Here is a 15,117-nt window from a genome sequence, read left to right on the forward strand (position 1 = left end):
GGGCCCATGAGGACCGATATGATGATGCCACTCGCCGAGACCGCACCAGCCAACCACCCGCCCGTCAAGTCCGGAAAGGTCGGCGTACTGCTCGTTAATCTCGGCACGCCCGATGGAACCGACTACACGTCGATGCGCCGCTATCTCAGGGAATTCCTGAGCGACCGCCGCGTGATCGAATGGTCGCGTCTGTTCTGGTATCCGATCCTCTACGGCATCGTCCTCAACACCCGGCCCGGCAAGGTCGGCAAAGCCTATGAGATGATCTGGAACAAGGATCTGAACGAGAGCTATCTGCGCACCTACACCCGCAACCAGGCGACCTTGATGGCGGCAGCCTTCGCCGATCAGCCAATGATCGTGGTGGATTGGGGCATGCGCTACGGCCAGCCTTCGATTGCCTCGCGGATGGAAGCGCTACAGAAGGCCGGATGCGAGCGCATCCTGGTGTTCCCGCTCTACCCGCAATACGCCGCGGCAACCACAGCCACCGTCAACGACAAGGCGTTCGAAGCGCTGCTCAAGATGCGCTGGCAGCCGGCCTTGCGCACCGTGCCGCCCTATCATGACGATCCTGTCTATATCGACGCTCTGGCGACCTCGATCACGCGGCACCTGGCGACGCTCGACTGGGAGCCGGAAGTGGTTCTCACCTCCTTCCACGGCATCCCGAAGAGTTACTTCGACAAGGGCGATCCCTATTATTGCCAGTGCCAGAAGACCGCGCGCCTGCTGCGCGAAAAGCTCGGCTGGTCGAAGGACAAGCTGCAAGTCACTTTCCAGTCCCGCTTCGGTCCCGAAGAGTGGCTGCAGCCCTACACCGACAAGACGGTCGAGAAGCTGGCTCAGGACGGCATCAAGCGCATCGCCGTGATCAACCCCGGCTTCGTGTCCGACTGTCTGGAAACGCTCGAGGAGATCGCCGAGCAGGCGGCCGAAAGCTTCCATCACAATGGCGGCGAGAAATTCGCGCACATCCCCTGCCTCAACGATAGCGAAGAGGGCATGACGGTTCTCGAACACGTCGTGCGCCGCGAGCTAAGCGGCTGGCTTTGAAGCCGAAATCTGTGGCCGCCGGTTGAATTCGACTGACCGATCCCCAGGTCTGGGTTAGAGTGCCACTCTCAAACTGGGGTTGTGATCATGGCGGACTTGTCGTTGGGCGGTATGGATATTGCGGTCATCGCATTTGTGGTCCTCGTCGTTCTGGTTCTCTTTGCCGGAATCAAGACGGTGCCGCAGGGCTATCGCTACACGGTTGAGCGCTTCGGCCGTTATACCAAGACGATGGAACCGGGCCTCAACATCATCGTCCCGTTCATCGACCGCATCGGCGCCAAGATGAACGTGATGGAGCAGGTCCTCGATGTTCCGACTCAAGAAGTCATCACCAAGGACAATGCCAGCGTGTCGGCCGATGCGGTCGCCTTCTATCAGGTGCTGAACGCAGCCCAGGCTGCCTACCAGGTGTCGGATCTCCAGAACGCCATTCTTAACCTGACGATGACCAACATCCGCTCGGTCATGGGCTCCATGGACCTAGACGAGCTGCTGTCGAACCGTGACACCATCAACGAGAAGCTGCTGCGCGTCGTCGATGACGCCGCCAACCCGTGGGGCATCAAGATCACCCGCGTCGAAATTAAGGACATCGCGCCGCCGAAGGACCTCGTCGATGCCATGGCGCGACAGATGAAGGCCGAGCGCGAGAAGCGCGCCCAGGTGCTGGAAGCCGAAGGTTCGAGAAACGCCCAGATTCTGCGTGCCGAAGGCGCCAAGCAGTCGGCGATCCTGCAGGCCGAAGGCCAGCGCGAGGCCGCCTTCCGCGACGCTGAGGCGCGCGAACGTCTGGCGGAAGCCGAGGCCAAGGCAACGCAGATGGTGTCGGCCGCGATTGCTGCCGGCGATGTCCAGGCGATCAACTACTTCGTCGCCCAGAAATACACCGAAGCGCTCGCCGCGATCGGCACTGCCAACAATCAGAAGATCGTCCTGATGCCGATGGAAGCGTCAGCCCTGATCGGGTCGCTCGGCGGCATCGGCGCGATTGCCAAGGAAGTGTTCGGCGACAATCAAGCGCCCGCCGCCCGTCAGCGCCCAACGACGACCCCGCGCACCGGCCCGGCGCCTGGTCCGTTCGAACCCCAGGGGAAATAAGCGATGGTCCAGCGCATCATCCTTGAACTCGGCCCCTGGAGCTGGTGGGTTCTCGGACTTGTCCTGCTGGCCGCCGAAGTCGTTGCACCCGGTGTCTTCCTCATCTGGATCGCGATTGCCGCGCTGATCACCGGCGCGCTGTCGCTGTTGCTGTGGGACACGATCGTGTGGGGCTGGCAGGTCCAGTTCGTCGTCTTTGCGCTGCTGTCGATCATCTCCGTCCTCCTCGGACGTCATTTCGTCTCGTCGTCCGCTAGGGAGACGGACGAGCCCCTGCTCAATCAGCGGGCCCAGAGCCTCGTCGGCCGAACGGCCGTGCTTGAAAAGCCGATCGCCGAAGGACACGGCCGCGTGCGGCTGGACGATACGATCTGGATCGTCGAAGGGCCGGATCTGCCCGCCGGCACGCGCGTGCGCATCGTGGCCAGCCATGGACGCAGCCTGACGGTCGAAAGCGCCTAAGGCCCGTGGGCGCATTCGAAGCGGTTCTTCATCCCGAAGCATTGCCATCTTCCCGTCACTAAAGGGTTTTTCCCGTTTGGAAACGATTGGTTAACCACGCGGCTTTACGATTGCGAAAGGATTGCAATCAGGCTCGCGGACAAACGGCAGATGGTGCCAGACGACTTACGCTCGACCGGAAGAGACGCCCGGCGTTTTACGCTGATGGCGTTGTTGCTGGCCGGCACCGCGCTTGCCGCTCCGCTGCCGTCGCACGCCCAGACCGTCGCCAATTCCACGCCCCCTGGCGTCGTTGCACCCGGCACCGCGACCACGATGCCGGCGATATCGGATCCGCAGACGACGGGTGCCGTCAGCACTGATGACCTGTCACCGGCGTCCGACGAAGATCTCGTCCGCCTCAACCGTCGCGAACCGACGCTCGACGGGTTGCGGACCCGGATAGATCCCGACGACGACCGCGCTGTCGGCGTTCGCATCGGCACCTTCACCCTTCGGCCGGAGATCGGCGAAACGCTGAACCATGAATGGCGCAAGGACGGCGACACCAAGCAGAACCGCGGCTACCTGGAAACCGGCATCCGTGGCACGTTGACGTCTGACTGGTCCCGCCACGCACTGACGGTCACCGGCGCCGGCGTCATACAGAACAACATCTCCGGCGAAGGCGAGGAAGAACCCCGCGCCGATATCGACGCGGAACTGCGCCTGGATCTCTGGGATGAAACCATTGCGCGCCTGCGGGCGGGCTACAGCTTCTACCGCGAAGACGCGGACGATCCGAATGCGATCTCCAATGCAAAGACCCAATCAGGCGTCAACACCTATCGGCTGGGCGCCGCGATCGAGCGCGATTTCGGCCTCATCCGCGGCTCTGTCGGGCTCGATCTCGAACGGCAGACCTATGGTAACGTGGAACTGGAAAACGGCACGACGCTTTCCGTCGAAGACCGAAACCGCAACAGCGGGACCCTGACGGCACGGGTCGGTTACGAAATGTCGCCGGCCTTGATCCCGTTCATCGAGGCCGCGGTCGGCAGGTCGACCTACGATCTTCGTCAGGACACGCTCGGCTTCGAGCGATCCTACCAGAGCTACGCGACGCGCGGAGGCCTGGAAGTCGACCTCGGCGAGAAGCTCAACGGCGAGATCGCTCTCGGCTACGAAACCTATCGCTTCGAAGACGACCGGCTCAGCGATGTCAGCGGCCTGTCGGTCGACGGCCGCCTCAACTGGTCGCCGCAGCGCGGCACGGACGTCCTCTTCGGTCTGTCGACCGGTCTCGACCCATCGACCACGGCGGGCGTTTCGGGATCGATCGACTACACCCTGATCAACATCATCACCCACGAAATGCGCTCGGATCTGGTCGCGCGGCTGTCCAACACCTTGACCATCCGCAAGTATCCCTCGGATAGCCGCTCTTCCGACGAGACGACCTGGCGCACCGGGGCGGGTCTCACCTGGGATATGAACCGCTATCTCGCATTGACCGGCGACGTCAGCTACGAGCGCACCACGCCCGACGTCGGCGATGCCACCGACATCACCCGCGTCGGCGTCGGCCTCGTCCTCAGGCGCTGAGCCTGAAGGTCGCCTCGACATCCGCCGCTGCAGGCAAAGAAAAAGGCCGCACCCCGGGGGATGCGGCCTTCGTGTTTCGGCGGAACCGAAATTACTTCAAGCTGCTCAAAAGCGCCTTCAACGGACCTTCGACGGTCGGGCGGATGTCAGCGCGTTCCAGCGCGAAGGCGACGTTGGCGAGGATGAAGCCATCCTTTGCGCCGCAATCGTAGGTCTCGCCGCGGAAGTGATAGGCGGCGAACTGCTGGCTCTCGGACAGCTTCAACATGCCGTCGGTCAACTGGATCTCGTTGCCGGCGCCGCGTTCCTGCTTTTCCAGGATCGGGAAGATTTCCGGCTGCAGGATGTAGCGGCCATTGATGAAGAAGTTCGACGGCGCCGTTCCCGGCGCGGGCTTTTCGACCATCTTGGTGATCTTGAAGCCGTCGCCGACCCTCTCGCCGACACCGACGATCCCATACTTGTGGGCCTGGTCCGGCGCGCATTCCTCAACGGCGATGACATTGCCGCCGCTCTGTTCGTAGAGTTCGACCATGCCCTTCAGGCAGCCCTTCTCACCCTTCATGATCATGTCGGGCAGCAACAGTGCGAACGGTTCGTTGCCGACCAACTCGCGGGCGCACCAGACCGCATGGCCCAGGCCGAGCGGCGCCTGCTGGCGGGTGAAGCTTGTCGTGCCGGCCTTCGGCAGGATGTTGTCGAGAAGCTCGATCTCGATCTTCTTGTTGCGCTCGCGCAACGTCTGGTCGAGTTCGACCTGGATGTCGAAATAGTCCTCGATGACGGCCTTGCTGCGGCCGGTGACGAAGATCAGGTGCTCGATGCCGGCTTCCATCGCTTCGTCGACCACATATTGAATGACCGGCTTGTCCACCACCGTCAGCATTTCCTTCGGCACAGCCTTGGTGGCCGGCAGGAAACGCGTGCCCAGACCAGCGACCGGGAACACGGCTTTGCGGACTTTACGCTTGTCGGTCATCGGTACCTCCTTCAATCGGATTTCAATCCTGAGTGTTGCTGTAGAAACCCTTAAAGCAAATCAATTTAAGGAATCGTCAGCGCTTTGCAGTGCGGCGGCAATCTCTACGTAACGATGTGAACGCACGCTGAACCGGGACGAAAAAAATGCTCATATGCACTCTATCCGCATTTTCTTCGGCGCAAGACGCAATGGCCTTTTCATGGTAAAGGGTTTGTTGACCACGTTTCTGTAGATTCGTCCTGATCCGGCGCTGCATCGACTGCGGCCGGATCCGAAAACAGGAACCGCCGGCGGTCGACGAACCGCTGAGGCTGGCTCCAGACTGCCACCATGCGGAGATGTCCCGGCTATGACGGCTGAGGCTCCGCAGAGAAACGGAACCGACAGCTGATGATCAGAAACCGCAGGACGTTTTTCCGTCACATCGCAGCCGCCTTCGTCCTATCCGCCGTCGCGCTTGGCACCTCCCCTGCGCGCGCCGATGCCGGATTCCAGAACTGGATCAACAACTTCTATGCCACGGCTGCAAAGAGCGGCATCACCCAGGCAACCTATCGCAAGGCTTTTGCCGGCGTGAAAACGCCGGATGCGGCCGTGATTGAAAAGGCCAATTTCCAGCCTGAGTTCAAGCACAAGATCTGGGAATACATCGATTCCCGCGTCAACCCCTACACCAAGCGCATCGGCCAGGAGATGGCCGCCAAGCATGCTCGTACGCTGAATTCAATCGAAAAGCATTTCGGCGTCGACAAGAACATCCTGCTGGCGATCTGGTCGATGGAATCGAACTACGGCGCCGTGCTCGAAAAGGACGACCGTCTGCACTACGTGCCCCGTGCGCTGGCGACCCTTGCCTATGCCGATCCCAAGCGCGCAAAGTTCGCCAAGACACAGCTGATTGCCGCGCTCAAGATCCTGCAGAGCGGCGACATCACCCCGCGTGAACTGACCGGCTCCTGGGCCGGTGCCATGGGGCACACGCAGTTCATCCCGACAAGCTATCTGCTCTACGCGATCGACGCTGATGGCAACGGCCACCGTGATATCTGGAACTCGGTGCCCGACGCGCTGGCGACGGCTGCAAACCTCCTGAAGAAGAACGGCTGGCAGCCGGGCGAAACCTGGGGCTACGAAGTCGCACCGCCGGCCAATGCGGCGAAATACTCAGGGCAGACGAAGACGCTTGCCCAATGGGCAGCGCTCGGTTTCTTGCGCCCGAACGGCAAGGGTTTCCGCAATGGCAATTCGCGCGCCGAACTGAAGCTGCCGAGCGGCGGTGATGGTCCGGGCTTCCTGATGACCAAGAACTTCTTCGTCATCAAGCGCTACAACGCGTCGGACAGCTATGCGCTCGGCGTCGGTCTACTCGCCGACCAGATCGCCGGTTACGCCGGCATGCAGCAGCGTTGGCCGCGCCCGGACGGTTCGCTCGACATCAGTGAAAAGTTCGAGTTGCAGAACCGCTTGAAAGAACTCGGCTATTACAGCGGCGAGGTCGATGGGAATTTCGGATCCGGCTCCAAGGCCGCAATCCAGGAATTCCAGTCGAAGAACGGCTTGGCACCGGATGGCCAGCCGACGCAGCATCTGCTGCGCGCCCTGCGCAACTGACCCGCGTGCCCGAAACGCGACGGTGGCCTTGATGCTGCCGTCCGTCCGATGGATGATCAGACATGCAAGCGAAAACCAAGGCCCGGACGGCAGGCAGCGGAATGCCCTTGAAGGTCGCGACGATGTTCATCGCCGCGGCCGCGATGCTGTTTGTCGGCTTTGCCGCAAGCTTTGCCGAAGCCCAGGAACGGGTACAGCGGCGCAACCTCTTCCAGATGCTGTTTGGCGGCTTCACGCGCGAACGGCGTGTCATCGACGAGCGCTACGAGTTTCCGCAGCAGCCGCGACCCAGGCGCGCGCGCCAGAACCAGAGCCAAGGCCAACCACGGCAGAAGGTCCCGGGGCAGCAGAAGGCAAAGCCCGTCATTGCCGATGCGGCTCCCGTGCCGCAGCCGGTTGAAAAGGCGCCGGACGCCAAGAAGGTTCTAGTTGTCGGCGATTTCATGGCCGGCAGCCTCGGCGACGGCCTGAAAACCGCATTCGAGATGACGCCCGGCATCGCCATCGAGACGCGCGCGAACGGTTCGTCCGGCCTGGTGCGCGAGGACTATTTCAACTGGCCGGCGACGCTGCCGACTTATGTGAGCGAGATCAAGCCCGCCGTCATCATCGTCAGCCTCGGCGCCAACGATCGCCAGCAGATGCAGATCGGCAGCACCAAGGAAAAATACCGCACCGATCTCTGGACGGAGGAATACCGCAAGCGCGTCCACGCGCTCGCCGAGCTTGCGCGCAAGGAAAAGCTGCCGGTCCTGTGGGTCGGCATGCCGCCGTTCCAGTCGGCCGCAATGACGGCCGACATGGTAACGTTCAACGGCATCTACCGCGAGGAAGTCGAAAAGGTCGGCGGCCAGTTCGTCGATATCTGGGACGGTTTCGTCGATGAGGCCGGCAAGTTCGTGTTGACCGGCTCCGACATCAATGGCCAGCAGGTTCGCCTGCGTGGCGCGGACGGCATCAACCTGACGAAAGCAGGCAAACGCAAGCTCGCGTTCTACCTGGAAAAGGACATTCGCCGTCTGCTCGGAGATGCCGCCGCGACCGACAAGGACGTACCGGGCGCCGACGGACTGAAGGATCTTGTCGTTACCGCACCGCTTGCCAACGAGGACATCGTCAAGACGCAGCCAATCGGCCTGACCGATCCAGATCTCGATGGCGCAGCAAGCCTGCTCGGCGACGCCGCCCCCAACAAGGGCACCGGCCGGAGCCCGCGCGACCGCCTCGTCGACAAGGGCGATGTGGCTGCAGCGCCCGCCGGCCGCGTCGATGATTTCCGCCTTGCCAAGCCGGGAACAGTCATCAGCAATCCGGTAATCCGCAATTAGCTCTCGTTCGCGCGGGGGAGTTCTAAAGCACGTCGCGATCCTGCACTTTTGCGCGATATGCCTTAGCACCGCACATCAAATGAAGGCAGGGATCGCATCTTCCCGGTGATCCTCGCATCGCAGGGCATCGTCTTGAAAGCAAAAGGGCTCCGCCATGATCAGGCGGAGCCCTTTTTTTGCTTGGGAGTCCTGTCTTCAGCGCGGCAGGATCGTCGATCCCATCAACGCCTCATCGATCGCCCGGGCGGCCTGACGGCCCTCGCGGATCGCCCAGACAACGAGCGACTGGCCGCGGCGGACGTCACCGGCCGTCCAGAACTTGTCGACCGAGGTCTTGTAGTCGCGGTCGTTGGCAACGACGTTGGTCGAGCCGCGGCGATCGGTATTGAGCGTCAGCTTGTTGCCGAGATCCTTCAGCACGCTGTCGGTAAACGGACCGCTGAAGCCGATGGCGATGAAGGCGAGATCGGCCTTGATGATGAACTCCGTGCCGGCAATCGGCTTGCGGCGGTCATCGACCTGGCAGCACTTGACGCCAATGAGGTTGCCGTCTTCGTCGCCGACGAACTCCAGTGTCGCGACCTGGAATTCGCGGATGGCGCCTTCGGCCTGGCTGGACGAGGTGCGCATCTTGGTCGCCCAGAACGGCCAGACGGCAAGCTTGTCTTCCTTCTCAGGCGGCTGCGGGCGGATGTCGAGCTGGGTTACCTTGACGGCACCCTGGCGGAAGGCCGTGCCGACGCAGTCCGATGCGGTATCGCCACCGCCGACGACGACGATGTGCTTGCCGCCGGCGAGGATAGGTGCGGACGGCCAGCCGGTGCTGTCGATGTTCTCGCGGCCGACGCGGCGGTTCTGCTGCACCAGATAGGGCATGGCGTCATGCACGCCGACAAACTCGACACCGGGAATGCCGGCATTGCGGGGCGTCTCGGAGCCGCCACAATAGAGCACCGCATCATGCCCGTCGATCAGCTGCTCGACTGGAAGATCGACGCCGATGTTGACGCCGCAATGGAAGGTGACGCCCTCGCCCTTCATCTGCTCGACGCGGCGATCGATGAAGTTCTTCTCCATCTTGAAGTCGGGGATGCCGTAGCGCAGCAGCCCGCCCGGCTTGCTCTCGCGCTCGTAGACGTGAACCTCGTGACCGGCGCGCGCCATCTGCTGGGCAGCTGCCATGCCGGCCGGGCCCGAACCGATGACCGCGACCTTCTTGCCGGTCTTGGTCACGGCCGGCTGCGGCACGATATAGCCCATCTCATAGGCCTTGTCGGCGATCGCCTGCTCGACGGTCTTGATGGCGACCGGCGCATCTTCGAGGTTGAGCGTGCAGGCTTCCTCACAGGGTGCCGGGCAGACGCGGCCGGTAAACTCCGGGAAGTTGTTGGTCGAGTGCAGGTTGCGGATCGCCTCGTCCCAGTTGCCGTTGTAGACCAGATCGTTCCAGTCGGGGATCTGGTTGTGCACCGGACACCCGGTCGGCCCATGGCAGTAGGGAATGCCGCAGTCCATGCAGCGTGCAGCCTGCTTCTGCACTTCCGGCTCCGACATCGGAATGGTGAATTCACGGAAGTGGCGGATGCGGTCGGACGCCGGCTGGTACTTTGCCACTTGCCGGTCGATCTCGAGAAAACCAGTTACCTTACCCATCGTATCATCCTGATAGCTATGCGTCTGAACAGGCGCTTTTGAAAAGCGCGCGTGATGAACCCCCGAACCCTTTTCGGAACCGGGAGCCCTTTTCACCGGGGCCTCTATTCGGCCGCCTCTGCCATTTTCATACGTTCCATGTCTTCGAGCGCACGACGATATTCGACCGGCATGACCTTGCGGAACTTCGGCCGGTAGTCTGCCCAATGGTCGAGGATCGCCTTTGCCCGGGGCGAACCCGTGTGGTGCAGGTGATTGGAGATCAGCTGGTAGAGCCGCTCCTCGTCATGGCGCGTCATATCGCCGGAGACGTCGACCATGCCCTTGTGCATGATGTCGCCGCCGTGGTGATGCAGCTTCTCGAGCATGTCGTCCTCCTCCGGCACCGGCTGCAGTTCGACCATCGCCATGTTGCAGCGGCGGGCGAAATCGCCTTCCTCATCCAGCACATAGGCGACGCCGCCGGACATGCCGGCCGCGAAGTTGCGCCCCGTCGTGCCGAGAACGACGACGACACCGCCTGTCATGTATTCGCAACCGTGGTCACCCACGCCTTCGACGACGGCAACAGCGCCGGAGTTGCGCACGGCGAAGCGTTCGCCGGCGACACCGTTGAAGTAGCACTCGCCCGAGATCGCGCCGTAAAGCACGGTGTTGCCGACGATGATGGAGTCTTCAGGCACGATTTTGGTGTTTTCAGGCGGCCGGACGATGATGCGCCCGCCTGACAGACCCTTGCCGACATAGTCGTTGCCGTCGCCTACGAGGTCGAAGGTGATGCCGCGCGCGAGGAATGCGGCGAACGACTGGCCCGCCGTGCCCTTGAGCGTGACGTGGATCGTGTCGTCCTTCAGACCCTTGTGGCCCCAGCGCTTGGCAAGTGCACCCGAAAGCATCGCGCCGGCTGACCGGTCGACGTTCTTGATCTTGGCTTCGAAGGCAACGGGCGCCTTGGTTTCGAGCGCGACCTTGGCCTTTTCGATCAGCGTGCGGTCGAGCACGTCGTCGATTGGATGCTTCTGGCGGCTGGTCCAGTAGGTCTCTTCCTTGGGAGCATCGACCTTGTGGAAGATCTTCGAGAAATCGAGACCGTTGGCCTTCCAGTGCGCGAGCGCGCCGTCCTTTTCCAGCAGTTCGGAAGCACCGATGATTTCATCGAGCTTGCGCACACCGAGCGAGGCGAGGATTTCGCGCACTTCTTGGGCAACGAAGAAGAAGTAGTTGATGACGTGTTCGGCCGTGCCCTTGAAGCGCTTGCGCAGCACCGGATCCTGGGTCGCGACACCGACAGGACAGGTGTTGAGGTGGCACTTGCGCATCATGATGCAGCCGGCCGCGATCAGCGGGGCGGTCGCAAAGCCGAACTCGTCGGCGCCGAGAAGCGCGCCGATGACGACATCGCGACCGGTCTTCAGGCCCCCATCGACCTGGAGCGCCACGCGCGAACGAAGACCGTTCAGCACCAAGGTCTGTTGGGTTTCGGCAAGGCCGATTTCCCAAGGGCTGCCGGCGTGCTTCAAGGAGGTCAGCGGCGATGCGCCAGTGCCGCCGTCGAAGCCGGAAACGGTGATGTGGTCGGCGCGTGCCTTGGCGACACCGGCCGCAACCGTGCCGACGCCCACTTCCGAGACCAGCTTGACCGAAACATCAGCTTCCGGGTTGACGTTCTTCAGGTCGTAGATCAGCTGCGCAAGATCTTCGATCGAGTAGATGTCATGGTGCGGCGGCGGCGAGATCAGGCCGACGCCCGGCGTCGAATGCCGGGTCTTGGCGACGGTCGCGTCCACCTTGTGGCCGGGCAGCTGGCCGCCTTCGCCGGGCTTGGCGCCCTGGGCCACCTTGATCTGCAACATGTCGGCATTGACCAGGTACTCGGTGGTCACGCCGAAGCGGCCGGACGCGATCTGTTTGATCGCCGAGCGCTCCGGGTTCATCGAGCCGTCGGGCAGCGGCAGGTAGCGGTCGCTTTCCTCGCCGCCTTCACCGGTGTTCGACTTGCCGCCGATCCGGTTCATGGCAATCGCCAGCGTCGTGTGCGCCTCGCGGCTGATGGAGCCGAAGGACATGGCACCGGTCGAGAAACGCTTGACGATGTCGGCGGCCGATTCCACCTCGTCGACGGAGATCGGCTTGCGGCCGGCAGCTTCCGCGCTCTTGACCGTGAACAGGCCACGGATCGTGTTCATCCGCAGCGCAGAGGTGTTCACCATCTCGGCGAATTCGCGGTAGCGATCCTCCGCATTGCCGCGCACGGCATGCTGCAGCGACGCAATGGCATCCGGTGTCCAGGCATGGCTTTCGCCGCGCATGCGGTAGGCGTATTCGCCGCCGATATCGAGCGTGTTGGCCAGCACCGGATCGGCACCGAAGGCCGCCTTGTGACGGGCGACGGTCTCGGCTGCGATCTCTTCGAGGCCGATGCCCTCGATCGTCGTTGCGGTGCCGAAGAAGAACTGGTCGACAAGCTTCGACGACAGACCGACCGCGTCGAAGATCTGCGCGCCGCAATAGGACTGGTAGGTCGAGATGCCCATCTTGGACATGACCTTGAGGATGCCCTTACCGACCGCCTTGATGTAGCGGTAGACCACTTCGCTGCCGTCGACTTCCTTGGGGAAGTCGCCGCGCTTGTGCATTTCGGTCAGCGTATCGAAGGCGAGGTATGGGTTGATCGCCTCGGCGCCGTAGCCTGCGAGCAGGCAGAAGTGGTGCACCTCGCGCGGTTCACCGGATTCAAGCACGATGCCGACCGAGGTGCGCAAGCCCTTGCGAATCAGGTGGTGGTGCACGGCAGCCGTCGCCAGCAAAGCGGGGATGGCGACGCGGTCCGGACCGACCTGGCGGTCGGAAAGCACGATGATGTTGTAGCCGCCCTTGACCGCCGCCTCCGCCCTCTCGCACAGGCGATCGAGCATTTCCGGCATGCCTTCGGCGCCGCGCGAAATGTCGTAGGTGAAGTCGAGCGTCTTGGTGTCGAACCGGTCTTCGGTGTGGCCGATCGAGCGGATCTTTTCGAGATCGCCGTTGGTCAGGATCGGCTGGCGCACTTCCAGCCGCTTGGCATGCGCCATGCCGGCATGGTCGAGCAGGTTCGGGCGTGGACCGATGAACGAGACGAGGCTCATCACCAGCTCTTCGCGGATCGGGTCGATCGGCGGGTTGGTGACCTGCGCGAAGTTCTGCTTGAAGTAGGTGTAGAGCAGCTTGCGCTTGTCCGACATTGCCGAGATCGGCGTGTCGGTGCCCATCGAACCGACGGCTTCCTGGCCGGTTGTTGCCATCGGCGACATCAGGATCTTGGTGTCTTCGAGCGTGTAGCCGAAGGCCTGCTGGCGGTCGATGAGGGAAACGTCGCGACGCAGCGCGCGCGGCTCCACGGGCTTCAGGTCCTCGAGGATCAGCTGGGTGTCTTCAAGCCACTTGCTGTAAGGGTGCTTCGTTGCAAGCGAAGACTTCACCTCCTCGTCGGAGATGATGCGGCCCTGTTCCATGTCGATCAGCAGCATCTTGCCCGGCTGCAGGCGCCACTTCTTGACGATCTTGCTTTCGTCGACCGGAAGCACGCCGGCTTCCGAAGCGAGGATGACTCGATCATCAGAGGTGACGATGTAACGGGCCGGACGCAGACCATTGCGGTCGAGAGTCGCGCCGATCTGGCGACCGTCGGTGAAGGCGACCGCTGCCGGTCCGTCCCACGGCTCCATCAGCGCTGCATGATATTCGTAGAACGCCTTGCGCTCGGGCGACATCAGCTGGTTGCCGGCCCAGGCTTCGGGGATCAGCATCATCACCGCATGCGAGAGCGAGTAGCCGCCCTGCACCAGGAATTCGAGAGCGTTGTCGAAACAGGCGGTGTCCGACTGTCCCTCGTAGGAGATCGGCCAGAGCTTGGAGATGTCGTCGCCGAAGAGCGGCGAGGACACGGAAGCCTGGCGGGCCGCCATCCAGTTGACGTTGCCGCGCAGCGTGTTGATTTCGCCGTTGTGGGCGACCATGCGGTAGGGGTGCGCAAGCTTCCACGATGGAAAGGTGTTGGTCGAGAAGCGCTGGTGAACCAGGGCGACGGCCGACTGGAAGCGCTCGTCCTCCAGATCCTTGTAATAGGCGCCGACCTGGTAGGCCAGGAACATGCCCTTGTAGACGATGGTCTGCGTCGACAGCGACACGACGTAGAAGCCGAGATCGCCGCCTTCTGCCTCAGCATAGATGCGGTTTGAGATCACCTTGCGCAGCGTGAACAGGCGACGCTCGAACTCGGCATTGGTGGCGGCGTCGCGGCCGGCGCCGATGAACACCTGGACATGGTGCGGTTCGGTGGCGGCGATTTCAGGTGCCTTGGAAAGCGACGAATTGTCGACCGGCACGTCGCGGAAGCCGAGCACGTGCTGGCCTTCCTCGGCGACGACTTCGTTGATCACGTCCTTGAAGTGGGCGATCAGCTTCTCGTCACGCGGCATGAAGAGGTAGCCGACGCCGTATTCGCCTGCCTTCGGCAGGGTCACGCCCTGCTTGGCCATTTCCTCGCGGAAGAAGCGGTCGGGGATCTGCACCAGGATGCCGGCGCCATCACCCATCAGCGGGTCGGCACCGACGGCACCGCGGTGCGTCAGGTTTTCGAGCATGAAAAGGCCGTCGCGCACGATCTGGTGCGACTTCTCCCCCTTCAGATGCGCGACGAAGCCGACGCCGCAGGCATCGTGTTCGTTGCGCGGATCATAGAGACCCTGTTTTCGCGGCAGGCCAGACGGGAATACGGGCGTTTTTTCAGCCGTCGCAACAGTGTGTACGAGGTTGAGCCCAGATTGCTGTGATGGCGTGTGATCCGTCATCGTCTTCCCTCCTGTTGAACCCGGCACGTCCCGGGCATCCCTGCGCCCGCGCATGGCTCTCCGTCGCATGCATCCGCATGCCGCAAAGCCGGGGCATTCATCGTCTCATGATCCTGATCAGGTCGCAAATAATGCACGGCATCATCAGGCATTGATGTCAGTGACCATCCTGATGGCAGGCGTTGACAACCGGATGAAATCCGGCGGATTTGCCTATGCCACACGCCGATTGCCGATTTTTTGGGCACTTGCGGCGATTGTTCCGGTCCCTAGACCGAAATAGGACAGCAAGACTGTCCTATTTCATGCGCTCTATGCCAGAAACCGTCCCCCTCCGCAAGGGGCATATGAGCAATTATTAGAAGAGATTTTGCCGAACATTGCCGGAAATTTCCCAGTTTTATAATTTAATTACGACAAACCGGAGTTTTCTTCATTTTGGTTTCAAACTGGTATTCTGTTGGCCTCTTCCGCAGAGACCGTGATTGATCCGGTCGGGAAGTGGGTTATG

The 15,117-nt window shown here is 62.2% G+C and carries 9 protein-coding genes; 6 read left to right on the top strand and 3 right to left on the bottom strand.

Features of this window, described 5'->3' with window-relative positions:
- Positions 1-24 precede the first annotated feature (24 nt).
- From hemH to HT585_RS22165, 4 genes are all read left to right on the top strand, one after another.
- Complete coding sequence (hemH, locus tag HT585_RS22150; RefSeq protein ID WP_176355126.1) at positions 25-1,056, top strand: ferrochelatase; 1,032 nt, start codon at positions 25-27, stop codon at positions 1,054-1,056.
- Positions 1,057-1,158: 102 nt separating this feature from the next.
- The gene (locus tag HT585_RS22155; RefSeq protein WP_176355127.1) at positions 1,159-2,157 is read left to right on the top strand and encodes an SPFH domain-containing protein; all 999 of its coding nucleotides are present in this window, start codon (positions 1,159-1,161) and stop codon (positions 2,155-2,157) included.
- 3 nt (positions 2,158-2,160) lie between these two features.
- Positions 2,161-2,619, top strand: a complete 459-nt coding sequence (locus HT585_RS22160) for an NfeD family protein (RefSeq protein ID WP_173423643.1) — start codon at positions 2,161-2,163, stop codon at positions 2,617-2,619.
- Between the two features lie 150 nt (positions 2,620-2,769).
- A complete protein-coding gene (locus HT585_RS22165; protein WP_176354968.1) occupies positions 2,770-4,203 on the top strand; it encodes an outer membrane beta-barrel protein in 1,434 nt (477 codons plus the stop codon).
- Positions 4,204-4,294: 91 nt separating this feature from the next.
- Here HT585_RS22165 and galU read toward each other — a convergent pair whose 3' ends face one another.
- On the bottom strand, positions 4,295-5,182 hold the full coding sequence (galU, locus tag HT585_RS22170) for a UTP--glucose-1-phosphate uridylyltransferase GalU (RefSeq protein WP_176354969.1): 888 nt from the start codon (positions 5,180-5,182) through the stop codon (positions 4,295-4,297).
- A gap of 393 nt (positions 5,183-5,575) precedes the next feature.
- Between galU and HT585_RS22175 the strand changes: the two genes are divergently transcribed.
- The gene (locus HT585_RS22175) at positions 5,576-6,796 is read left to right on the top strand and encodes a lytic murein transglycosylase (protein ID WP_176354970.1); all 1,221 of its coding nucleotides are present in this window, start codon (positions 5,576-5,578) and stop codon (positions 6,794-6,796) included.
- Positions 6,797-6,897: 101 nt separating this feature from the next.
- Positions 6,898-8,124 (top strand): SGNH/GDSL hydrolase family protein, encoded by a 1,227-nt coding sequence (locus HT585_RS22180; RefSeq protein WP_425513776.1) that lies wholly within the window; start codon positions 6,898-6,900, stop codon positions 8,122-8,124.
- A gap of 195 nt (positions 8,125-8,319) precedes the next feature.
- Here HT585_RS22180 and HT585_RS22185 read toward each other — a convergent pair whose 3' ends face one another.
- A complete protein-coding gene (locus HT585_RS22185) occupies positions 8,320-9,777 on the bottom strand; it encodes a glutamate synthase subunit beta (RefSeq protein ID WP_176354971.1) in 1,458 nt (485 codons plus the stop codon).
- A 104-nt stretch (positions 9,778-9,881) separates the two neighbouring features.
- Complete coding sequence (gltB, locus tag HT585_RS22190; protein WP_176354972.1) at positions 9,882-14,606, bottom strand: glutamate synthase large subunit; 4,725 nt, start codon at positions 14,604-14,606, stop codon at positions 9,882-9,884.
- Between the last annotated feature and the right edge of the window lie 511 nt (positions 14,607-15,117).

Source organism: Ensifer oleiphilus, assembly GCF_013371465.1.
In the GTDB taxonomy this organism is placed as follows: Bacteria; Pseudomonadota; Alphaproteobacteria; order Rhizobiales; family Rhizobiaceae; genus Ensifer; species Ensifer oleiphilus.

Excerpts from the sequence above, each read along its gene's own strand:
- hemH (WP_176355126.1), top strand. The coding sequence starts at position 25 with ATGCCACTCGCCGAGACCGCACCAGCCAACCACCCGCCCGTCAAGTCC.
- HT585_RS22160 (WP_173423643.1), top strand. The coding sequence starts at position 2,161 with ATGGTCCAGCGCATCATCCTTGAACTCGGCCCCTGGAGCTGGTGGGTT.
- HT585_RS22165 (WP_176354968.1), top strand. The coding sequence starts at position 2,770 with ATGGTGCCAGACGACTTACGCTCGACCGGAAGAGACGCCCGGCGTTTT.
- galU (WP_176354969.1), bottom strand. The coding sequence starts at position 5,182 with ATGACCGACAAGCGTAAAGTCCGCAAAGCCGTGTTCCCGGTCGCTGGT.
- HT585_RS22175 (WP_176354970.1), top strand. The coding sequence starts at position 5,576 with ATGATCAGAAACCGCAGGACGTTTTTCCGTCACATCGCAGCCGCCTTC.
- HT585_RS22180 (WP_425513776.1), top strand. The coding sequence starts at position 6,898 with ATGCCCTTGAAGGTCGCGACGATGTTCATCGCCGCGGCCGCGATGCTG.
- HT585_RS22185 (WP_176354971.1), bottom strand. The coding sequence starts at position 9,777 with ATGGGTAAGGTAACTGGTTTTCTCGAGATCGACCGGCAAGTGGCAAAG.
- gltB (WP_176354972.1), bottom strand. The coding sequence starts at position 14,606 with ATGACGGATCACACGCCATCACAGCAATCTGGGCTCAACCTCGTACAC.